Annotated in this window: 18 protein-coding genes and 1 tRNA gene; 10 read left to right on the top strand and 9 right to left on the bottom strand. The window is 58.0% G+C overall.

All coding sequences use genetic code 11. The annotated features are described in order from the left end of the window. Nucleotides 1-217 precede the first annotated feature (217 nt). Together pth and ychF are read left to right on the top strand one after the other, a co-directional pair. Nucleotides 218-805 carry an aminoacyl-tRNA hydrolase gene (gene pth, locus F3J41_RS14470; protein ID WP_021509932.1) on the top strand — a complete coding sequence of 196 codons (588 nt, stop codon included), beginning with the start codon at nucleotides 218-220 and terminating at the stop codon, nucleotides 803-805. A gap of 107 nt (nucleotides 806-912) precedes the next feature. Next, nucleotides 913-2004 (top strand): redox-regulated ATPase YchF, encoded by a 1092-nt coding sequence (gene ychF, locus F3J41_RS14465; RefSeq protein WP_021509931.1) that lies wholly within the window; start codon nucleotides 913-915, stop codon nucleotides 2002-2004. A 105-nt stretch (nucleotides 2005-2109) separates the two neighbouring features. Here ychF and uxuR read toward each other — a convergent pair whose 3' ends face one another. From uxuR to uxuA, 4 genes are all read right to left on the bottom strand, one after another. After that, nucleotides 2110-2886, bottom strand: coding sequence for a Uxu operon transcriptional regulator (gene uxuR, locus F3J41_RS14460; RefSeq protein WP_031280188.1), 777 nt, complete (start codon nucleotides 2884-2886; stop codon nucleotides 2110-2112). A gap of 74 nt (nucleotides 2887-2960) precedes the next feature. Then, nucleotides 2961-4379, bottom strand: a complete 1419-nt coding sequence (gene uxaC, locus F3J41_RS14455) for a glucuronate isomerase (RefSeq protein WP_166711626.1) — start codon at nucleotides 4377-4379, stop codon at nucleotides 2961-2963. Then, nucleotides 4376-5857: a fructuronate reductase gene (locus F3J41_RS14450; RefSeq protein ID WP_166711624.1), complete on the bottom strand. Its 1482-nt coding sequence runs from the start codon at nucleotides 5855-5857 to the stop codon at nucleotides 4376-4378. The genes uxaC and F3J41_RS14450 overlap by 4 nt, the downstream gene beginning before the upstream one ends. 64 nt (nucleotides 5858-5921) lie before the next feature. Next, nucleotides 5922-7100, bottom strand: a complete 1179-nt coding sequence (gene uxuA / locus F3J41_RS14445) for a mannonate dehydratase (protein ID WP_166711622.1) — start codon at nucleotides 7098-7100, stop codon at nucleotides 5922-5924. A 364-nt stretch (nucleotides 7101-7464) separates the two neighbouring features. Between uxuA and F3J41_RS14440 the strand changes: the two genes are divergently transcribed. From F3J41_RS14440 to gap, 5 genes are all read left to right on the top strand, one after another. After that, the gene (locus tag F3J41_RS14440) at nucleotides 7465-8766 is read left to right on the top strand and encodes an MFS transporter (RefSeq protein ID WP_166711620.1); all 1302 of its coding nucleotides are present in this window, start codon (nucleotides 7465-7467) and stop codon (nucleotides 8764-8766) included. Nucleotides 8767-8777: 11 nt separating this feature from the next. After that, a complete protein-coding gene (locus tag F3J41_RS14435; RefSeq protein WP_166711618.1) occupies nucleotides 8778-11171 on the top strand; it encodes a TIM-barrel domain-containing protein in 2394 nt (797 codons plus the stop codon). A gap of 419 nt (nucleotides 11172-11590) precedes the next feature. Continuing rightward, complete coding sequence (locus tag F3J41_RS14430) at nucleotides 11591-11842, top strand: hypothetical protein (RefSeq protein WP_166711616.1); 252 nt, start codon at nucleotides 11591-11593, stop codon at nucleotides 11840-11842. Nucleotides 11843-12189: 347 nt separating this feature from the next. Then, a complete protein-coding gene (locus F3J41_RS14425; protein WP_166711614.1) occupies nucleotides 12190-13170 on the top strand; it encodes a GlxA family transcriptional regulator in 981 nt (326 codons plus the stop codon). Nucleotides 13171-13247: 77 nt separating this feature from the next. Beyond that, complete coding sequence (gap, locus tag F3J41_RS14420) at nucleotides 13248-14258, top strand: type I glyceraldehyde-3-phosphate dehydrogenase (protein WP_058757433.1); 1011 nt, start codon at nucleotides 13248-13250, stop codon at nucleotides 14256-14258. Nucleotides 14259-14296: 38 nt separating this feature from the next. Here gap and F3J41_RS14415 read toward each other — a convergent pair whose 3' ends face one another. Continuing rightward, entirely contained in the window at nucleotides 14297-15091 is a 795-nt protein-coding gene (locus F3J41_RS14415) for a helix-turn-helix transcriptional regulator (RefSeq protein ID WP_166711612.1), read from the bottom strand. 86 nt (nucleotides 15092-15177) lie between these two features. Between F3J41_RS14415 and F3J41_RS14410 the strand changes: the two genes are divergently transcribed. Then, entirely contained in the window at nucleotides 15178-16353 is a 1176-nt protein-coding gene (locus F3J41_RS14410; RefSeq protein ID WP_166711610.1) for a YbfB/YjiJ family MFS transporter, read from the top strand. Nucleotides 16354-16358: 5 nt separating this feature from the next. Here F3J41_RS14410 and phoA read toward each other — a convergent pair whose 3' ends face one another. Further along, the gene (phoA, locus tag F3J41_RS14405) at nucleotides 16359-17765 is read right to left on the bottom strand and encodes an alkaline phosphatase (protein ID WP_166711608.1); all 1407 of its coding nucleotides are present in this window, start codon (nucleotides 17763-17765) and stop codon (nucleotides 16359-16361) included. 245 nt (nucleotides 17766-18010) lie between these two features. Here phoA and F3J41_RS14400 point away from each other — a divergent pair. After that, a tRNA-Ser gene (locus F3J41_RS14400) sits at nucleotides 18011-18098 on the top strand. A gap of 549 nt (nucleotides 18099-18647) precedes the next feature. Beyond that, complete coding sequence (hxlB, locus tag F3J41_RS14395; RefSeq protein WP_127834261.1) at nucleotides 18648-19208, top strand: 6-phospho-3-hexuloisomerase; 561 nt, start codon at nucleotides 18648-18650, stop codon at nucleotides 19206-19208. Nucleotides 19209-19369: 161 nt separating this feature from the next. Here hxlB and F3J41_RS14390 read toward each other — a convergent pair whose 3' ends face one another. The 3 genes from F3J41_RS14390 to phoH all read right to left on the bottom strand — a co-directional run bounded on the left by F3J41_RS14390 (nucleotide 19370) and on the right by phoH (nucleotide 21597). Next, entirely contained in the window at nucleotides 19370-19507 is a 138-nt protein-coding gene (locus tag F3J41_RS14390; protein ID WP_021509915.1) for a hypothetical protein, read from the bottom strand. A gap of 196 nt (nucleotides 19508-19703) precedes the next feature. Then, nucleotides 19704-20711 carry an XdhC family protein gene (locus F3J41_RS14385; RefSeq protein ID WP_166711606.1) on the bottom strand — a complete coding sequence of 336 codons (1008 nt, stop codon included), beginning with the start codon at nucleotides 20709-20711 and terminating at the stop codon, nucleotides 19704-19706. Nucleotides 20712-20808: 97 nt separating this feature from the next. Then, the gene (gene phoH / locus F3J41_RS14380; RefSeq protein WP_150361542.1) at nucleotides 20809-21597 is read right to left on the bottom strand and encodes a phosphate starvation-inducible protein PhoH; all 789 of its coding nucleotides are present in this window, start codon (nucleotides 21595-21597) and stop codon (nucleotides 20809-20811) included. Nucleotides 21598-21859: the final 262 nt, after the last annotated feature.

The raw sequence follows: 21859 nt of genomic DNA, 5'->3' as shown, positions 1-21859 counted from the left end.
GGTTAACTGGCCATAAGTTTAGGCAATGGCTGGCGGTTAAGATGCGTACAGGATCACATATCCTTCACAATGTCTGACAAAACTTTACCGCCAGCACCTTGATTTCGATAGAAATTGATTAGTCACCTCAGGTCATTAATCTGCCATTACGCCCTTTGTCATCCCCGCCGGCAGGCAGTAAACTATCGCCCTTTCGCAGCGAGACAGGATAAACATCGTGAGCAGCATTAAACTGATTGTGGGGCTGGCCAATCCCGGGGCTGAATACGCGGCAACGCGCCATAACGCTGGCGCCTGGTATGTGGATTTACTTTGCTCGCGCCATAATCAGTCCCTCAAAGAGGAGCCGAAGTTTTTCGGCTACACCGCGCGCCTGTCGCTGGCCGGCGAGGATGTGCGCCTGCTGGTGCCCACTACCTTTATGAACCTGAGCGGCAAAGCGGTGGCGGCGATGGCGACGTTCTATCGCATTACGCCGGAAGAGATTCTGGTGGCACACGATGAAATGGACCTGCCGCCAGGCGTGGCGAAATTCAAACAGGGCGGCGGCCATGGCGGTCATAATGGCCTGAAAGACATCATCAGCAAGCTCGGTAATAACAACAATTTTCATCGCCTGCGCGTCGGTATCGGCCATCCGGGCGATCGAAACAAGGTCACCGGATTTGTGCTCGGCAAGGCACCGGCCAGCGAGCAGAAGCTGATTGACGAGGCGGTCGACGAAGCGGTGCGCTGCACCGAACTGTGGCTAAAAGAAGATAAGATTAAGGCGATGAACCGTCTGCACGCCTTCAAAGCCAGCTAAGCCAATTCCCGCGCCGCCGCAGGTAATTCTGTGTATAATGCGCGAAAATTTTTGAATCAGTCGGCGCTGTCTGCCAGCGCTGCACACTCAGTGAGAAAGGTAAGATCATGGGATTTAAATGCGGTATTGTGGGCCTGCCGAACGTCGGTAAATCCACCCTGTTCAACGCGCTGACCAAAGCGGGTATCGAAGCAGCCAACTTTCCGTTCTGCACCATCGAGCCCAACACCGGCGTGGTGCCGATGCCTGACCTGCGCCTCGATCAGCTGAGCGAAATTGTTAAGCCACAGCGCGTGGTGCCAACCACCATGGAGTTCGTGGACATCGCCGGTTTGGTAAAAGGCGCGTCCAAAGGTGAAGGCCTGGGCAACCAGTTCCTGACCAACATCCGCGAAACTGAAGCTATCGGCCACGTGGTACGCTGCTTTGAAAACGACAACATCATCCACGTCTCCGGTAAAGTAAACCCGGCGGAAGATATTGATGTCATCAACACCGAGCTGGCGCTGTCGGATCTCGACACCTGCGAACGTGCCATTCAGCGCTGCCAGAAGAAAGCCAAAGGCGGCGACAAAGATGCTAAGGCGGAACTGGCCGCGCTGGAGAAGTGCCTGCCGCATCTGGAAAACGCCGGTATGCTGCGCTCGCTGGCGCTGGACGCCGATGAGAAAGCAGCGATCCGTTATCTCAGCTTCCTGACGCTGAAGCCGACCATGTACATCGCCAACGTCAATGAAGACGGTTTCGAGAACAACCCATATCTCGACCAGGTGCGCGCGATTGCTGAAGCCGAAGGCTCAGTAGTGGTGCCGGTCTGTGCGGCAGTGGAATCGGACATCGCCGAGCTGGAAGATGAAGAGCGCGACGAATTCATGGCCGAGCTGGGCCTGGAAGAGCCGGGCCTCAACCGCGTGATCCGCGCCGGTTATGCCCTGCTCAACCTGCAGACTTACTTCACCGCGGGCGTGAAAGAAGTGCGTGCCTGGACCATCCCGGTTGGCGCCACCGCACCGCAGGCAGCCGGCAAAATCCACACCGACTTCGAGAAAGGCTTTATCCGCGCTCAGACCATCGCCTTCGAAGATTTCATCACATACAAAGGTGAGCAGGGCGCGAAAGAAGCCGGCAAAATGCGTTCAGAAGGTAAAGAGTACATCGTGAAAGATGGCGATGTGATGAACTTCCTGTTTAACGTCTGATTGGCTTCCAGGGTGTCATGAGGTTCCACTTATCTCATGAACCCGCAAAAAATAAAATCCACGCAATTGCGTGGATTTTTTTATGGCTGAAGCCCTGTCGCCAGGCTAATTATCCGATCCGTTAGTGGCATACAGCGGCCATGACTCAAACAGGTAGCCGTCGAAATCAATGTCGTCCACATCGGAGAACTCCAGCAGCAGCTGCTTGACGTTTTCCAGGTGCTGCCACATCGCCTGTTTCGCGGCGCGCGCGTCTTTCTTGATTAAGGCGGCGAGGATCTTTTTATGATCGTCGAGCCACTTTTTGCGGTAGTTGGTATTGATCAGATGCCGGTGCAGCTGGCTCCACATCACGTTGTCTTCGCGCCACTGCCAGGATTGTTTGAACAGCTCCACCAGCATGCTGTTGTGTGTGGCTTCGGCAATCGCCAGGTGGAAATTGCGGTCGCCGTTTTCGCTGTCGTTCACTGCGCCTGACGCCAGCTCACGCTCTTCCAGCGCCAGCGCCTGGCGCATTTTGATGATGTCTTCACGCGTCGCCTGTAACGCAGCGAATTCGGCGATATTGCTCTCCAGCAGCTGACGGGCCTGCAGCATCTCAAACGGACCGGCCGCATTGCAGGCGGTTTGCGCAGCGGCACGCGGTGCCGGCGTGTCGTTGATCACGTAAATGCCTGCACCACGCCGCACTTCAATCAACCCTTCCAGCTCCAGCATAATCAGCGCCTCACGCACCAGCGTGCGCGTGACGTTCAGCAGCATCGCCAGTTCACGCTCCGGCGGCAACCGCTCGCCAATCGCGTACTGTTTCTGCGTAATCATATTGCGAAGCATCTCGCCCACTTCCTGATAGGGTCGCTGTGCTGAAGCTTGTGGTTTCATAACGCTCTTTTCTGCTGGTTCAGACATTAGGCCGCCAAATTTTCTACCCTGCACTATAACACAGGGCGTGATTTTCACCGTGGGTTAAGGGTGAAGTAGCGTCGGGCGTTATGGAAGCAAATATCCTGCAACATCGCGCCCAGCGCGGCTTCATCGTGCGGCACAATGCCGTCACGCACCCACTCGCCAAACAGATTGCACAGAATGCGGCGGAAGTATTCGTGCCGCGTATATGAGAGAAAACTGCGCGAATCGGTCAGCATGCCAACGAACTGGCTGAGCAGCCCCATCTGCGCCAGCTGCTCCAGTTGCCGCAGCATCCCTTCACGCTGATCGTTGAACCACCAGCCAGAGCCGAACTGCATCTTGCCCGCCATGCCTGCGCCCTGAAAGTTACCCGCCATGGTAGCCAGCACTTCGTTGTCACGCGGATTGAGGCAGTAAAGAATGGTTTTTGGCAGCTGGTCATTGGTGTCCATCGCGTCAAGCAGGCGCGCCAGCGGCCAGGCAACAGGATGATCGCCGATGGAGTCGAAACCGCTGTCCGGGCCGAGCTGACGGAACATGCGCGTGCTGTTATTGCGGATTGCACCGATATGTAACTGCATCGCCCAGCCACGACGGGCATATTCCGCGCCCAGCCACACCAGCACGGCAGTGCTGAACTGCGCAATCTCCAGCTCGCTCAGCGCCGTACCGCTGCGGCGTCTTACGAGAATGCCATCCAGCACGCTGTCGGCAGGCACCGCAGCATAGCGCAGCGTTTCAATGCCGTGGTCGGCGGCACGGCAGCCATGGGCGGAAAAGTGGTCCAGACGGCGCAGTAACGCCACACGCAGCGCATCAAAGCTGTCGATACTGACATCCGCGGCGGCTTCCAGCCGGGTCAGGTAATCGCTGAATCCTTCCAGCTCAATCTTGAACACCCGGTCCGGACGCCAGCTCGGTGCCACCTCAATATCAAAGCTGCTGTCTTCAGCTATCTGACGATGATACTGCAGGGAGTCGATCGGATCGTCAGTGGTGCCCACCATACGCACGTTCATCTGGCGCATGATGCCGCGCGCGGAAAATTCAGGCGTGGCCAGCTTCTCCGCACACTCATGCCAGATGCGCGGTGCGGTTTCCGGTCCAAACAGCGTGTCAGTGATACCGAACGGCCGGCGCAGCTCCAGATGCGTCCAGTGATAGAGCGGATTGCCAAGCGTTTTCGGCACGGTCTGCGCCCAGGCCAGGTATTTATCGTAATCGCTGGTGGTGTTACCGGTGATCAGTGATTCCTCTACGCCCGCCGCGCGCAATGCGCGCCATTTGTAGTGATCGCCCTCCAGCCAGATTTGCCCGAGGTTGGCAAACTGCCGGTCTTCTGCAATCTCCTGCGGATTGAGGTGGCAGTGGTAATCATAGATCGGCATCTCCGCCGCCACGTCGTGATACAGGCGGCGCGCCACCTCGCTGTGCAACAGAAAATCGTCATCCATAAAACGCTTCATTTGGCCTCCGGATTGAGGGATGCAACCGCGGCTCTGGCACCCTGCTGGCACAGGCGGTCATAGGTGTGTTGCAGGGCGGCAACAAAGGCCGGATTGGCGGGTAAGTCGTCCGCGAAGATCTCGTTAATGCCCAGCAGTGCCTGCACGCGGGCGGGACCTGAAGGGAACTGCTGATTAATCCGCTCAAACTTAGCGACCAGTGGATCAGCCACCGGGTAGCGCTCACCCTTTTCGTCTTCGCCGAGGATATAACGCATCCAGCCCGCGATGCCGAGCAGCAGATGCCGGCAGTCACTGCCGTGGTGCAGATGATAGCGCAGCGAATCCAGCATGCGCTGTGGCAGTTTCTGACTGCCATCGCTGGCAATTTGCGCCGTGCGATGGCGCAGCGACGGATTACTGAAGCGCTCAAGCAGTTGATGCGCATACGCGTTCAGATCGCTGCCTGCCGGCATCGTCAGCGTGGCCCGCTGTTCAGTCAGCATCAGCGACAGCGCGGCCTGACGGTAAGCGGGCAGCTGCATGGTCTCAGCGATAGTTTCACAACCGCCGAGGTAGCCAAGATATGCCAGAAACGAGTGTGTGCCATTCAGCAGACGCAGTTTCATCAACTCGTAGGGGGCGACTTCCGGAACAAATTGCGCACCAACGCGCTGCCAGTCGGGACGTCCCGCCACGAAGTTATCTTCTATCACCCACTGACGAAACGGTTCGCAGGCAACACCGCAGGGATCGGCGATGCCCAGTAGCCCGGTAATCTCGCGCTTCGTCTCTTCCGTCACGGCCGGCACGATGCGGTCAACCATGGTGCAGGGAAATGTAACCTGTTGCTCAATCCATGCCGCCAGCGCCGCATCCTGCCGTTGTGCCAGGCCGATGACCGCAGCCCGCGCGACGTGGCCGTTATCACGCAGATTGTCGCATGACAGCACGGTAAAAGGCGCTAACCCGGCTTCACGCCGCAAGCGCAGCGCCTCAACGATAAAGCCAATGGCGGATTTCGGCTGCCGGGGATGGGCCAGATCGTGCACGATCAGCGGATGGGTGCTGTCCAGTTCCCCGGTTGCGCCATGAGTGCAGTAGCCTTTTTCGGTTACCGTCAGCGAGACGATGGCGGTTTCCGCGCGGGCAAGCGCGTTGAGAATGCCGTCACAACCGTCCAGCGCCGGGTGCAGCGCGGAGTGTACGGAACCAATGATTTTGACGTCATGACGCGTCGCGCCTTGCTCGGTGACGCTGTAGAGCAAATTCTGCGCGCGCAATTGTTCCACCAGCTGTCTGCCGCTGGCCGACATCAGGTTGACCTCGCAAATGCCCCAGTCGCTGTCGCTCATCTCCAGCAGATGGTGCTGATAGAGCGCCTGATGCGCGCGATGAAACGCGCCGCAGCCAATATGCACGATGCGCGGCACCAGCCGCTGCTGCTGCCATGCGGGCCGCGCCACCTTAATGCTGGCGTCGGCAAGGTTGTGTTGCATGTAAACTCCTCAGTGTCCGGCGCGACTGCGCGTCCGCCGGGCAAGCGGTACAGGGCGATCGGCGTCAGAAAAAGGCGCGGTGTATCGCCAGCTCAACGCCACGAATCTCAGCCAGACCTTTCAGCCGGCCAATCGCGGAATAACCCGGATTGGTTTTCTTATGCAGATCGTCCAGCATCTGATGCCCGTGGTCGGGCCGCATCGGGATCAGGTCTTCCTGCCCCGCATTACGACGGCGCTGCTCCTCTTCGGCAATCGCTTTGATCACCGCAAACATATCGACATCGCCGCCAAGGTGCGCGGCTTCGTGGAAAGTTTTGGGGTTGGCTTCACGCCGGGTTGAGCGCAGATGGGCAAAATAGATGCGCGGGCCAAAACGTTTCACCATGCCGGCTAAATCATTTTCCGCCAGCACGCCGTAGGAGCCGGTACACATCGTGAAGCCGTTAGCCGGGCTGTCGATGGTGTCGATCATCCACTGCAGGTCGTCAGCATTGGAGACGATACGCGGCAGGCCGAGGATCGGGCGCGGCGGATCGTCAGGATGTACCGCCATGCGAATACCGACCTCTTCAGCAACCGGAATGATACCGCGCAAGAACGTGGCGAAGTGCTCGCGCAGCCGGGCTTTGTCGATGCCGTCATAACGCGCCAGCTGAGCACGAAACTGCGCCAGCGTATAGCCCTCTTCCGCGCCGGGTAATCCGGCGATGATGTTACGCGTCAGACGCAGCTTGTGCTCTTCGCTCATGCTGGCGAAGCGCGCAGCAGCCTGGGCTATCTCGTCAGTGCTGTAATCATTTTCTGCGCCCTGACGCTGCAGGATATGCAGCTCAAATACCGCAAATTCAATCTGATCGAAGCGCAGCGCTTTCGCGCCATCCGGCAGCTCGAACGCCAGGTCGGTGCGCGTCCAGTCCAGAATCGGCATGAAGTTGTAGCACACGGTGTGGATGCCGCACTGCGCCAGATTGCGCAGCGACTGCTGATAGTTGCTGATCCACTGCTGGCACTGCCCGCTGCCGGTTTTGATCTCCTCATGGATCGGCACACTCTCCACTACCGACCAGACCAGCCCGGCCGCCTCAATCATCGCTTTGCGCTGCAAAATCTCCTCCACTGGCCACACCTCGCCGTTCGGGATGTGATGCAGGGCAGTCACAATGCCGGTAGCGCCCGCCTGTCGGGCATCGGCGAGTGAAACGGGATCGTCAGGGCCATACCAGCGCCAGGTCTGCTTCATGTCGTTCTCTCCTGCGGGCCTGAGCATCACTCTCAAAGCCCTTCCATTTTGGTTGACCAATTTTACAAGCGAAGCGCTTTCTGAGTCGTAAAAAGTGCCTGCGCAGCGTCAAATTCAGCTTCTCACCGACGGAAGTCAACCTGATAAATGATTTTGGTTAACCAGATCACAAATACCGCATCAGGCTGGCGACCACCTGACCTAACTGTGGTTCACTCCCGGCGGATAGGTAAAACAGGACGCATCACGCCACGCCCGGCAATCAAGGGCCAGGGGTTATGCGCTGGCCGGTATGGACTCCACCTCCGGCCAGGCAGTCACAGACGTTGCTCACACATGCTGTTAATAATGAATGGAGAATCCGATGAACCGCAGTTTGAACCCAGGGATTGCCGCAACCGGCACGAAACGCGTCATCCGTCATCTGCGCTGGTGGGTGCTGGTGCTGTTTCTCGCCGGTGTCACCGTCAACTACATTACCCGTAACTCGTTAGGCATTCTGGCCCCCGAGCTGAAAACCAGTCTCGGCATCACCACAGAACAATATTCATGGATAGTCGGCGCTTTTCAGCTGGCTTATACCTTCTTTCAACCAATCTGCGGCTGGCTGATTGACGTCATTGGCCTCAAACTCGGCTTCTTCATCTGCGCCACCATCTGGGCGCTGGCCTGTCTGTTCCATGCCGGCGCCGCCAGCTGGTTGCACCTGGCCATCTTGCGCTTTGTCATGGGCGGAGCTGAAGCGGCCGCCACGCCGGCCAACGCCAAAGTGATTGGTGAATGGTTCCCGAAAAAAGAGCGCCCGATCGCGGCCGGCTGGGCCGGCGTCGGCTTCTCGATTGGCGCTATGCTGGCACCTCCCATCATCTACTTTGCCCACGCCTCGTTCGGCTGGCAGGGCGCATTCCTGTTTACCGGCTGTCTGGCTCTGGGCTGGGTGGTGCTGTGGTGGCTGTTGTATCGCGATCGGGAACGTAACCCGAATCTCAGCAGCGATGAGCTGGCCTTTATTCGTCAGGATAATGAGCCACCGGCGGTCAAACTGCCCTTTTTCAAAGCCCTGAAAACCGTCTCCAGAAACAAGCGTTTTTACGGTATCGCCATTCCCGCTTTTATGGCTGAACCGGCATGGGGCGTGTTGAGTTTCTGGGTGCCGCTCTATCTGGCAAAAGACCTGGGAATGGACCTGAAACAGATTGCCATGTTCGCCTGGCTGCCGTTCCTCGCGGCGGATCTCGGCAGTGCAGCCAGCGGCTACCTGACGCGCATCTATACCCGGCTGTTTGGCTTCAGGCAGGTGAATTCCGTTGTCGCCAGCTCGGTCACCGGCGCCTTTCTGATGCTGTCGCTGGCGCTGGTGGCGATGACCAAAGACCCCTATGTCGCGATTGCTCTGATCTCGATTGGCGGTTTTGGTCATCAGATCATCTCCTGCATGTTGAGTGCGCTGGTGGTGGAAAAATTTGATAAGGGCCAGATGGCCACGGTGAATGGCATGCGCGGCTCGTTTGCCTGGATCTCCAGCTTCCTGTTTTCGCTGGTGATTGGCGTGACGGCTGACAAAATCGGCTTTAACCCGCTGTTTGTCGCCATGGGCTTCTTTGACCTGATCGGTGCAGTCTTCCTGATTGCGTTTATTGCTGAGCGTCGTTCAGCGACCCAATGAAGTAGGTAACGATGAAAACCTTAAAAAACTGGTCTTTAGCCCATTCTGATCATCACCATGTGGTGCTTAACGTCGATGGCAAACACCATCTGTGCCTGTACGTGCTGGAAAAAGGTCTGTTCCGCGTGGTGATCAAGCGCCACGGCAACTACAGTCTGGACCGCACCTGGAGCATTGCACCGGAACAGGATGTTCCATGGGAAGGGCGTCCGCGCGACAGCCTGGCCGGGTTTAGCCTGCCCGGCTTTACGCTGGAGGAAGAAGCCAGTTGTCTGACCATTAGCACCGACACGCTGCGCGTGATGGTGCGTCAGCCGCTGGCGCTGGAGTGGCAGTACCGTGATGCCGCAGGCCACTGGCAACTGCTGACCGGCGATCGCCCCACCAGCGCCTATCAGATCAACGCACACGGCGACGGCGTGGCACACTATCAGCGCCGCATGGCGGACGACCGCTACTACGGTCTGGGCGAAAAAACCGGCGATCTGCAACGCAACGGCAAACGCTATGAGATGCGTAATCTGGATGCCATGGGTTACAACGCTTCCTCCACCGATCCGCTCTACAAACATGTGCCCTTCACCCTCACGCGGCGTAACGACGTCAGCTTTGGCCTGTTCTACGATAATCTCAGCACCAGCTGGTTCGATCTGGGTAACGAACTGGATAACTATCACCAGCCGTATCGCCGCTGGCAGGCGGAGAGTGGCGATATCGATTACTACCTGTTTGTCGGTAAGCGGGTGCTGGATATCACCAAAACCTTCGTACGCCTGACCGGCAAAACGCTGTTCGGCCCCAAATGGAGTCTGGGCTACAGCGGCTCGACCATGCACTACACCGATGCGCCGGACGCGCAAAACCAGCTGATGAACTTTATTCGCCTGTGCGAAGAGCACGCTATTCCGTGCGACTCCTTCCAGCTCTCCTCGGGCTATACCTCCATCAATAACAAGCGTTATGTGTTCAACTGGAACTACGACAAAGTGCCGCAGCCGGAAGCGATGAGTCAGGCGTTTCACGATGCCGGGCTGCGTCTGGCGGCCAACATCAAACCCTGCCTGCTGCAGGATCACCCGCGCTATGAAGAAGTCGCAGCTCAGGGACTGTTTATCCGCGATTCGGAAGAGGATGTGCCAGAGCGCTCAGTGTTCTGGGATGATGAAGGATCGCACCTCGATTTCACCCATCCGCAAACGGTGGCCTGGTGGCAGGAGAACGTCACCCGTCAGCTGCTGGAAAAAGGCATCGACGCCACCTGGAACGATAACAACGAGTATGAAGTCTGGGACGGCGAAGCGCGCTGCCACGGCTTCGGTACGCCGATTGCCATCAAGCATATTCGCCCGGTGATGCCGCTGCTGATGATGCGCGCCTCGATGGAAGCGCAACAGCGCTTTGCCCCCGAACAGCGACCGTTCCTGATTTCGCGCTCCGGCTGCGCCGGGATGCAGCGCTACGTGCAAACATGGAGCGGGGATAACCGCACCAACTGGACCTCGCTGCGCTACAACATTCGCATGGGCCTCGGCATGAGCCTGTCCGGCTTGTATAACGTCGGTCACGACGTCGGCGGCTTCTCGGGCGATAAACCCGACGCGGAGCTGTTTGTGCGCTGGGTGCAGAATGGCGTCATGCATCCGCGCTTCACCATTCATTCATGGAATGACGATCACACCGTGAATGAGCCGTGGATGTATCCTTCGGTCACGCCCGCGATTCGGGCGGCCATCGCGCTGCGCTATCGCCTGCTGCCGTATCTCTACACGCTGCTGTGGCAGGCGCATGCGGACGATGAACCGATGCTGCGCCCGACGTTCCTTGATCATGAACACGATGCCCAGACCTTTGCTGAGTGTGATGAATTCCTGCTCGGCCGCGATCTGCTGGTCGCCAGCGTAGTGGAACCCGGCCAGCGTGAACGCCGCCTGTGGCTGCCCGACAACCAGACAGGCTGGTATGATTTCGCCACGCAGCAGTGGTATAGCGGGGGTCAGTGGATCACCTTACCTGCGCCCCTGGAAACGCAGCCGCTGCTGGTGCGCGCAGGTGCGGCACTGCCACTCAGCGAGCGAATTGCTCACGTCGACGCCGCCGCAGACGATCGTCGCACGCTGCAGCTTTATCCATTGCAGGGCAAAGGCGTTAGCCACGGCGAACTGTTCGAAGATGATGGCGAATCCTGGGGCTATCAGCAGGGCAATGCGCTGTGGCTGCAGTGGGAAATGCGCTGCGAAGCCACAGCCATTCACCTTACGTTGCGGCGCAAGGGTGATTATCAGCCGGCATGGCAAACGTTGCAGATTGCCCTGCCCGCCGGTGAACAGCGTGCGCTGTTTATCGATGGTGTCGCCGCAGGCGCTGCGTCAGCCGACGTGACGCTGGCGCAGATTTCCCGCAGCTGATAAAAGCAAGAGCGCACCGATGTCGGGTGCGCCTGCTTAACTTCACCACAGCCCGCTTTTCTCTCCCTCAGCAGCTTGCGCCACCACGATATCTGCCAGTTTCCTGCCCTGACGTTATCGCGCTAATAAATCTATCCGGTTTAATACGCTTATTTCACCGCCCTGCTCACCCGATTAATCCTGGTTGCTTACTAATATAATAGCTGCGCTTAATGCAGGCATAACCGTTTTCTGCTGAGGCGATTGCGTAAAACATGACGACGCACTGGCTAAGCCATCGCAATAATATGCCTCAACACGGAAACGCCGCGGTTTAAGCAATATTCAACTGTGGCGCGCTATTAGTCATTAAGACGACATTAACCGGGTAATTCCCGACTTCTCAAAGGGCCTCTGTGATGAAAAGATTGCTGTTACCGATGATAGCTTTACTTGCCAGCCACGCCACCCTTGCCGCCGACGGTCAAATCACGTTCGTCGGCGCGATTGTTGAACCCTCCTGTGAGTATGCCGTGACGCGCAGCGTCTCGCTGAACTGCACGCGCGAAGGGATTAAAAAGAGCGAAACCCTGCAGGTTAATAGTGCCGCGCGTGAATTACCTTACGCGCTGGGCACCGCGCGCATTATCCGTGAGCGTGGTTTGACTTTTCTGCAGGTAGAATATAATTGATGGTTTTAAGTCTGATTTACTCAGCTGCTCATTATCCTAGTCATTATCACTGCCTGGCAAAGGAATGCTTTATAAAACAGTGTTTCTCTTAACCCATCCTGGCATTTCACTTCCAAAAAAACAGACACCTGATTAATCTGGCATTCAACGCTTCAGTCTGCAGATATTTTTAACTGCACGATGATGGATATAAGATCATTTGCGACATCATGATTTTATATAAATATAGCGCCTGAACCAACAGGCCGGAAGCGCCCCGTCTGATGGCCGCGGCCGGGTATTCAGCTCACGCGCCTGATCGCCCATAGCACATTGACTTCTTTCGTGGCGCAGGTACATTTTACGCCATGAAAACCTTTCTGATTATTGTCCCGGACGGCGGCATGCTGTTCGAAGCGGCGGGTATCGCCGACATCCTCATGCACGCCAACCTGCACCTGCCGGTGGGCGTTGCTGGCGCACGCTATCGCATCAGCATCGCGACCACGCAGCCGCACCAGGTGATCCACGGCCAGTCCGGCCTCAATCTGCTCGCCGACCTTAAACTGGCTGAACTCGATCCGCGCGAACGCTGGGACACCATCATGATTACCGGCCGCGGTGATAACCCCGAAGAACGCAACATGGTGGTGGACTGGATTAAGCTGGCTGCCCCGCAGGCGCGCCGCGTGGTGTCGATTTGCGGGGCGGCAATGCTGCTGGCGGAAGCGGGATTGCTGGATGGCCGGCGCGCCACCAGCCACTGGCGTCTGCTGGACACGCTGCAGGCCAGCTATCCGCGCGTGCAGGTTGAAGGCGGCCCGCTGTATATCCAGGATGGCCCAATCTGGACCTCCGGCGGCGTCAGCTCCGGCTTCGATCTGACGCTGGCGCTGGTAGAGGAAGATTTTGGTTTCAGCGTGGCGCGCGACATCGCGCAGGATATGGTGATGTATCTGCGTCGTCCCGGCGGCCAGATGCAGTTCAGCCACTTTCACCTGCAGTCCGTTAGCGAGTCGGGGCCGATTGCTCAGTTGCAGAGCTGGATCGCCGCCCATCTGGCGGAAGACCTGTCGGTGGAGAAACTCGCAGCCCAGGTGGCGATGAGTCCGCGTAACTTTACCCGCGTGTTCAGCCGCGAAACCGGCGTTTCACCGGCGCGCTATGTGGCAGAAGCGCGGCTGGCGGCGGCGCGCGAACGGCTGGAGCAGACGCGCGAGACGCTGGAACGCATCGCCATCGCTACCGGCTTTGGCAGCAGCATCAATCTGCGGCGCAGCTTCGAGCGCCAGCTGCATCTCACGCCCAACGAATATCGCCAGCGCTTTCACAGCCGCAAAATGGCGTAAAGTGATCCTTTTTTGTCGTTTACGCCAGCACGCCTCCGGCCTACAGTGACTGCAGTAACTTCACTAAGGAGTCAGTCATGATCAAGGTAGGCATTAACGGTTTTGGCCGTATCGGACGTAACGTATTCCGCGCCGCGCTGGGCAGCAGCGACATCGATATTGTGGCGATTAACGATCTCACCGACAGCAAAACGCTGGCGCATCTGCTGAAGCACGACTCCCTGCTGGGTCGGCTGCCAGCCGAAGTCAGCGCTGGCGACGGTGAACTGCGCATTGATGGCAAACCAGTGCGGGTGTTCAGCGAGCGCGATCCGGCCAATATTCGCTGGCGTGACGTGGGCGTGGATATCGTCATCGAAGCCACCGGCTTTTTTACCGAGCGTGACAAGGCCGCGGTGCATATCACGCACGGCGGCGCCAAACGCGTGATCATCTCTGCGCCGGGCAAAAATGATGATTTGACGATTGTGATGGGCGTCAATGACCAGCGCTACGATCCGCAGCAGCACTTTGTAGTGAGCAACGGCAGCTGTACCACTAACGGCCTGGCGCCCGCCGCGCAGGTGCTGCATCAGGCGTTTGGTATTGAGCACGGTCTGATGAACACCACCCATGCCTACACCAACAGTCAGGCGCTGCACGACCAGCCAGAGAAAGATCTGCGCGGCGCGCGTGCGGCGGCGCTGTCGATTGTGCCCTACTCCAGCGGCGCGGCTAAAGCGCTTGGCCGGGTAATTCCGGAACTGGAAGGCCGCTTAACTGGTTACTCGCTACGCGTGCCGGTGCCGGTGGTCTCGGTGGTGGATCTGACGGTGACGCTGAAACGCGACGTGACGGCCGAAGAGGTGAATGACGCCTTTAAAGCCGCTGCTGCTGCCGGTCCGCTGCAGGGTATCCTCGGCTACAGCGATGAGCCGCTGGTCTCCAGCGATTATCAGGGCGATGCGCGCTCATCGATCATTGACGGCTTATCGACGCTGGTGATTGGCGGCAACCTGGTGAAGATCCTTGCCTGGTACGATAACGAATGGGGCTTCTCCAACCGTCTGGTTGACCTCGCGCGCCTGATGGCACAGCGCGGTCTGTAACCTCCCCGGCGGCGTGCGCCCGACCTGTGCACGCCGCGCTAATGCGCCAGATAGAAGATCAGATGCATACCCGGTGCCTGCTCAATTTGCAGCGAGGTAAAGGTATATGTCTGCATCCTGCCCTCGACATCAATCAGGGTTTTATTGCCCGCGCCGATTTTCCCCACATCATGGTCATTCCACAGCGTGCGAAACCCGGCGCTGCGCGCCAGCAAATCCTCGATCACCACTTCGAATTCCTGCGCCTGATTGCTGGCGGCATACCCGGCGCGAAACGCCGACAGCGTATGGCGCGCCGCCTCTTCCCAGCCATGAATGCGCTGCTGGTAGGCTTCACTGATGAACATCAGCTTGAGCGAGTTGCGATCCGCCGGCGGCAGGGCCGCCCAGTCGACAATCAGCGACTGCGCCGCCGGATTCCAGTAGACAATATCCATATTGGCGCGGCGCACAAATGCCGGATGCGGGTCCAGCGCATCCACCATCGCCCTCACTTCAGGCGGCAATTCATGACTGAAAGGTTGCGAATGTGCGTTACCAAACACCAGCGCTTCAAGATACTCCTGCTCGGTGACAGAGAGCTGTAGCACTTTGCCGATACGCTGCAGCGCGGCGGGCGAAATACTGATGTCGCGGCCCTGCTCGAGCCAGGTGTACCAGCTGACGCTGACCGCCGCCAGCTGTGCCACTTCTTCGCGCCGCAGTCCGCTGACGCGCCGGTTTTGCCGGCTGAAGCCATAGATCTGCGGATCAATACGCGCGCGCTGGCGGGTAAGGAAGTTTTTCACATCTTCACCACGCAATTTGACGGTCTGGGTATGACCTGTAGTCATAGGATAAACCACCCCATTTTTCACTGACTGATTGACATTTACTATCACCGGACAGAGTAAGGGATCTCAGCGGAGTAAAGCAAAGTATGTCAGCAGATTCAGTTTCCGCCGGACGGCAAGCAGTCCGGCACACCCGGGTGAGCCTGATCACCATGCTCACCGGCATGGTGACCCTGATTGTGGTAATGGGTATCGGCCGCTTTTCACTCACGCCGCAGATCCCGCTGATGATCGCCAACGGTCACCTGACGCTCTCCAGCGCTGGTGTGCTGGCAGCGATGAATTACATCGGCTATCTGCTGGGCGCACTGCACGTGAGCCGTATCACCGCCCATCACGCGCGCTACCTGAAGGCCGGTTTGCTGGCCACCGCGCTGGTGACTCTGCTCTCCGGCTTTAGTCATGCCTGGGTGCTGCAGTGCCTGTTCCGTGTGGTGGCGGGTATCGGTGGTGCCTGGGCCCTGATTATCGTCACCTCCTGGACGCAGATGGTGCTGGCACAGCAGCAGGCCCCGCGCATGTCCGCCGCGGTATTTGCCGGCCCGGGGGCCGGCATCACCCTGAGCGGCGTGCTGGCGTGGCTTATCACCCGGTTACAACTGAATGACGATCGCGCCTGGCAATGCTATGGCGTGGTCGCGCTGGCTGGCGTGCTGCTGGTGTGGCGCGCGCTGCCCGCGTCGCTCCCCGCCCGGCAGCGGGAAAGTGCGCCGACGGCTCCGGGTCACGAGGTAAAACGGCTATGGCTGGCCTATACGCTGGCCGGTTTCGGCTACATTTTGCCCGCGACGTTTCTGTCACAAATGGCGCACAGCCTGTTTGCGCAGGGTCAGCTGGCAGCGCTTTTCTGGCCGCTGTTTGGACTCTGCGCAGTGGCTGGTGTGGTGCTGATTATGCTGTTTTCAGCGCGCCTGAATACGCGCCTCAGCCTGGCGTGGGTTATGATCCTGCAGGGGTTGGGCGTGGCCAGCGGCGTGCTCATCCCGGGCGTGAGCGGGCTGCTGATCTCAACGGTGATAGTCGGGCTGGGGTTTCTTTCGATTATGCAGCTGTCGATGCAGCTGGCGCGCGCCGTCTCCAATATCAGCGTGGCAAAAACCGTGGCGATATTGACGTCAGGCTATGCCACTGGCCAGCTGATCGGTCCGCTGATCTCCGCCGCCAGCGTGCAGGTTTTTGCTTCCCTGCACCCCGCGCTGCTGCTGGCTGCTGGCGGACTGGTGCTGGGCGGACTGCTGGTGCTGCGCATCCGCCCGCACTGACGCGCTTACTTCAGTGCCATCGCCTGCTTCAGCGTGAAGAACAGGTCGGTCTGATCGGTCAGGCCGACCACATTCGCCGCGTGCGGACCGTAGGCCGCGATGCGCAACTGGGTGCCGGTGTGCTCCTGGGAATCCTCTTCCGAGTTACCGTAGCTGATGGTCATCACCGCGCCATCTTTGGTGTTGAGCGCCTGAGTCAGACCCGGCGCTTTGGTGCCGTTTTCGACGATCTGGCTACTGTGCGCGTGATCGGCGGTTACCACCACCAGCGTATCGCCGTGCTCGCGCGCATACGCCAGCGCCACCTGCACCGCCTCATCTAAATCGACGGTTTCACCAATCTGACCGCACGGGTTAGCAGCGTGATCCTGCTTATCAATCGACGCGCCCTCCACCTGCAGGAAGAAGCCATGACTGTTGTGGCTGAGCAGGTCGATGGCTTTTTGAGTCATCTGCGCCAGGGTTGGCATTGATGCCGGGCGGTCTTTGTTGACCTCACAGGTCACTACCGGTTTATCCAGATTGCCGTGATAGCTGGCTTTTGGCCCCTGCCAGCGCACCGGCATGTTGCCCTCCGAGAACAGCCCCAGCAGTGGCGTCTGTTGATTCGCCTGCTGTACCGCGTTCAGCGCGGCGAGATTATCGACCAGCTGGAATCCCCGTACTTCGGCCTGCTCGCGCAGGGTTTTGCCTTGGTAGTCGCCCGCCTTAGCTCGCTCAGCGAAGGATTTGGCGCCGCCGCCCAGCGTGACGTCGGGACGGGTTTGCAGCAGCTGCTCGCTGATTGATCCTTTCCCGCCCTGCTCCAGCGCGTTACCCGGACACAGCCCAGTGGTTTTTTCCGGGCCGTAGCATTTGCGCGAGGTAACGTGCGCCATCAGCGCGGCCGGCGTGGCATCCTGCAGTTCTGCGGTGGAGACGTTGCCGGTGGCTTTACCGGCTGCTTTGGCCAGCTCAAGCAGCGTAACCTGATCTGTGCCGTTGACATCGACACCAATCGCGCCGTTATAGGTTTTCGTGCCGGTGGCCCAGGCCGTGGCCGACGCGGCAGAATCCGTTACGTAGTTTGGCTTATGCGTTTTCTTGTCCAGCGAGTAATGGGTGTACTGGCCGGTGAGCGGCAGCGCATCAATACCGGGAAAGAAACCGCCGGCCCCCATTGCCTGATTGCGTGCCGCGGTGATTTCGGAATCGCCCATGCCATCGCCAATCAGCAGGATGACATTCTTCGCCGTGCTATTGCTCAATGAGGCTTTCAGCGCCTCGGTCTGGTCGCCGCTCAGGCGACGCGCGCCGCCGTGCTGGGTGATATCGCCGGTGGCGGCGCGTTGATAGCTGGCGATCTCTGCCAGCGCGGACGTGGTGGTGAGTGAAGCCAGCAGAGAGAGGGTGAAAAGAGGTAAGCGTTTCATTTATCAGCATCCTTATCCGTAGATATAACCAAATGTTTCCGCCGACAAGTCTGCGACAGTGCGGTGACACTTTTGTGTCAGTTAAGGAATGTTTTGATGACAAAACCGGCAAAGTGGAGAGGCTTAAGGCAATCTGCGCAGAGGTTAAGCGAATAGAAAAAAAGGAGAAAATAGCCCTTGACCCTTATCGCTGAACTCCCTATAGTAGCGCCCCGTTGACCCAGTGCGGTCAGCAAACAAAATGTGGTGAGGTGTCCGAGTGGCTGAAGGAGCACGCCTGGAAAGTGTGTATACGGCAACGTATCGGGGGTTCGAATCCCCCCCTCACCGCCATCATTCAGAGAAGAGCCTGTACGCAAGTACGGGCTTTTTTCATTTATATTCTCCACGCGTGGGGGGATGAGAATCCCCGATGGGGGTTCGACAACTGGCGCATGCCAGTTGGACAGCGGAGCCTGCGACGCTGCCCGCAGGGTGAGCGAAGTGACAAAACGGCAGGATAGCCGTTTTGCATGGCTGCAAGCCACCCGGAGGGCGAGGCACAGGAATGTGCCGAGTGACATCAATCCCCCCCTCACCGCCATCATTTATATATAGGTGCCCGGTTAACAGCTGGGCATTTTTATTTGTCTGTTATCCAACCGCTTTTGTGCCACAGGACGCATAATCGAAAGATCCCTTTTCGCTGCAATATCGCGTGGGCAGCGGACCGTGTACTCTTACCGGAAATTTTGCAGGGTATCCTTTTCATCCACTGATGTTGTCGCTGAATTAAGAGGGAATGCACTATGACCAGACTGAAAAAGCACCGGCCATGTTCCGGCCATTCTTTTCGCTGCTTAATGAGACGGACGAACCATTGCCTGACGGGAGAGCGTTAACATGGCCGTTCAGTCAAACGTATCCCATATTCTTAACGAACTCGCGCACAACGCCCGGCAGATAGACGAGAGCCAGGCGCAGGCATTGATCGCACATATTCGCAGCGCGAAACACATTTTCCTGCAGGGTGCCGGGCGCAGCGGTATTGCTATCCGCGCGTTCGCTAACCGTCTGTTGCATTTGGGTTTCTCTGTCAGCATGGTCGGTGAAATCTCGTCACCCCACTCCAGACCTGGCGATTTATTGATTATTGGTTCTGGCAGTGGCGAAACCGCGAGCCTGAAAGCGCTGGCGCTGAACGCCGTTGAGCGCGGTGTCGATGTGGCGCTGATTACCCTGAAAGCAGATTCAGGCATCGGCAGACTGGCCAAATGCGTGTTGGTGTTACCCGGCAACGTTAAAACCGATAACGCACGCAGCGCCGGACGATTCTCGCAGCCAATGGGCTCGGCCTTTGAGCAGCTTTGCTTTATCACCTGTGACGCCATGGTGCTTGAAATCATGCATCAGTGCGGTGAAACCAGCGAGAGCATGTTCAGCCGCCATGCGGATTTCGAATAACAGCATAACGCTTTTCCCGAACGTCGCTGATTTATACCCGGCAAATCTGACACCGAAACCCTGTGTGGTGATACGGTATCGCCGCTGATACGGGTGTGCAGGTTAGATAAGTTATTCTGTTTATATTTAAGCGTAATTGATTTCCCTGATGCCGGACTCAGTTATTGATGTGGATAAGGCCACGCATGATCGAGGCCGGTTGATGACAGGATGCCTGTGACGGCCAGCCAGGCGATCACCAGCGCGAAGACAATAATTGCTGTGATTTCAATTGATTTAATCCAATGACGCTTAGCCATAAATACCCCTTCTCAGTTCGGGTGTTTGTACACGCTTCTCTGAAGATAAGATGTTACCGGTAAAGCGCAAGCGTTGATCACATCATGAAACATAAAGCATAGCTTATTGATTATTTGCGGCGCGAAAATTTGGCATAGCCGTTTGCCCGTCTGCTGGCGTCCTGGTACATCCGGGTTTTTCGTGGGGTGAGTGATGTTATCCTTCAGACGCTGCGTGCACCGGGCTGACCGCATCCGTTGCCGCTAACCCATTTTTGTGACGCACAATATCCGCCATGATTGCCAGCGCGATTTCCGCCGGGGTTTTGCTGCCGATATCCAGCCCAACCGGTGCGTGAATGCGCTGCAACTGCGCCGGCGTCAGCTCCGCAATCGCGCTCAGGCGCGCTTTGCGTTTGGCGCTGTTGCGCTGCGAGCCCATCGCACCGAGATAAAATGCCGGCAGATTGACCGCTTCCATCATGGTGAGATCATCAATACGCGCATCATGCGTCAGCGAGAGGATCGCCGTGGCGGCATGACAGCCCTCGCGTTCCAGATACACTGCCGGAAACTGCTGCACCAGTTTGACATCCGGCGCCAGTTCGGCCGCCATATTGCTCAGCACCTCTTCACGGTGTTCACAGACGATGGTTTCGAATCCCAGCGCCAGCGCGAAGTTGGCACAGTAAACGGCGACGCTGGAGAGTCCGGCAAGGATCAGGCGCGGCGCGGCACTCAGGGTCAGAACGATTTCACCGTCAGTGACATGGGTGCGGGCGCGACGGGTATAAGGCGCCGGTTCGAGGGCGTGACACGGCTGCGGCAGCGTCAGGCGTTTGGTGATAGCTCGCGCGCCGGTCAGCGCATCCTCCAGCTGCTGTAAGTAGCCCAGCGTGGCGGCACCGGCAGGCAACCGTTCGACCAGAATATCCAGTACGCCGCCGCACGGCAGCGCGCGGTCAGGCGTGTCGCCCCCCTCACCGTAGCGCACCAGTTGACTGGCGGCAGAGAACGCCTGCTGCTGAACGCGGGTGATAAAATTCTCCTCGACGCAGCCGCCGGAAAGGGAACCGCTATAGCGCCCATCGGCGCGAATCACCATCATCGCGCCCGGCGGGCGCGGCGATGAGCCGTACGTGCTGAGCACGGTACACAGCCACACCGGCTGCGCTTCCGCCCACTGCTGCGCCATCCTTACCACCTGCACATCAAGAGAGTGCATGACTTTCTCCGCTCATCGTTTTCGCCCTTTTCGTCCCGTAAGCATAGCAATGAAAAACCCGGCCGCAGCCGGGTTGAGATTAGCTATTTTTTCAAGGTTAACTGTAAGCATGCAGCGTGCGCTGGCACAGTGCCGAGCGAACGCAGTCCTCTTTACCGAAACGCACCACGCCAATCATCTCATCCTCTTCGAAGCGCGCCAGCGCATCGGCAAGGCCAGATTTGACGCTGGCGGGCAGGTCGCACTGGGTGACATCACCGTTGACAATGACCGTGACGTTTTCACCCAGGCGGGTCAGGAACATCTTCATCTGCGCAGCGGTGACGTTTTGCGCCTCATCCAGAATCACCACCGCATTCTCAAAGGTACGTCCGCGCATATAAGCGAAGGGCGCGATCTCTACCTTGGCGATTTCGGGTCGCAGGCAGTACTGCATAAAGGAAGCGCCGAGACGTTTAACCAGAACGTCGTAAACCGGTCGGAAATAGGGGGCAAATTTCTCGGAGATGTCTCCTGGCAGGAAACCGAGATCTTCATCCGCCTGTAAAACCGGGCGCGTCACAATGATCCTTTCGATGTCCTTATTGATCAGGGCCTCGGCTGCTTTCGCAGCGCTGATCCAGGTTTTACCGCAGCCGGCTTCACCGGTCGCGAATATCAGCTGTTTCGTTTCTATGGCGTTAAGATAGTGCGCCTGAGCATCGTTTCTGGCCTCAATTGGTGACCGGTCACGCACATCGCGCGCCATGCCAATTGCATCCAGCCCACCCATCTGCACCAGCGAAGTGACCGATTCTTCTTCACGCTGACGATGACTGCGAGAGTCACTGCGAAGCACTCGGCGGGCTTCACGACGCGCTTTGATCACTGCTTTCTGTCTTCCCATAGTGGCACCTTACAGTTGGTTTCATTTATCGCGGCGGATCACCCGCGGCGATGATTTGAACGCTTTAGAGGTTTTGTTGGCTTCCTTGTAAGCCGTATCGAGCCAGTGAGAAAAGTGTGCAACAACGCCGAAACGCTGCCGCGCACCGGTAAACATCGGAAAAGAATTCGAAGGCGATAAAAGAAAAGTGAAGAGGATTCTCACGCGGGAGGCAATCCCCCGCAGCGTACTGCGCTAGCTGAAGTGTATTTAACTGTCCGTA

Origin of the sequence: Pantoea sp. Ap-870, assembly GCF_011752515.1 — a bacterium.
Lineage (GTDB): Bacteria > Pseudomonadota > Gammaproteobacteria > Enterobacterales > Enterobacteriaceae > Pantoea > Pantoea dispersa.
This window is presented reverse-complemented; position numbering and strand designations above follow the sequence as displayed.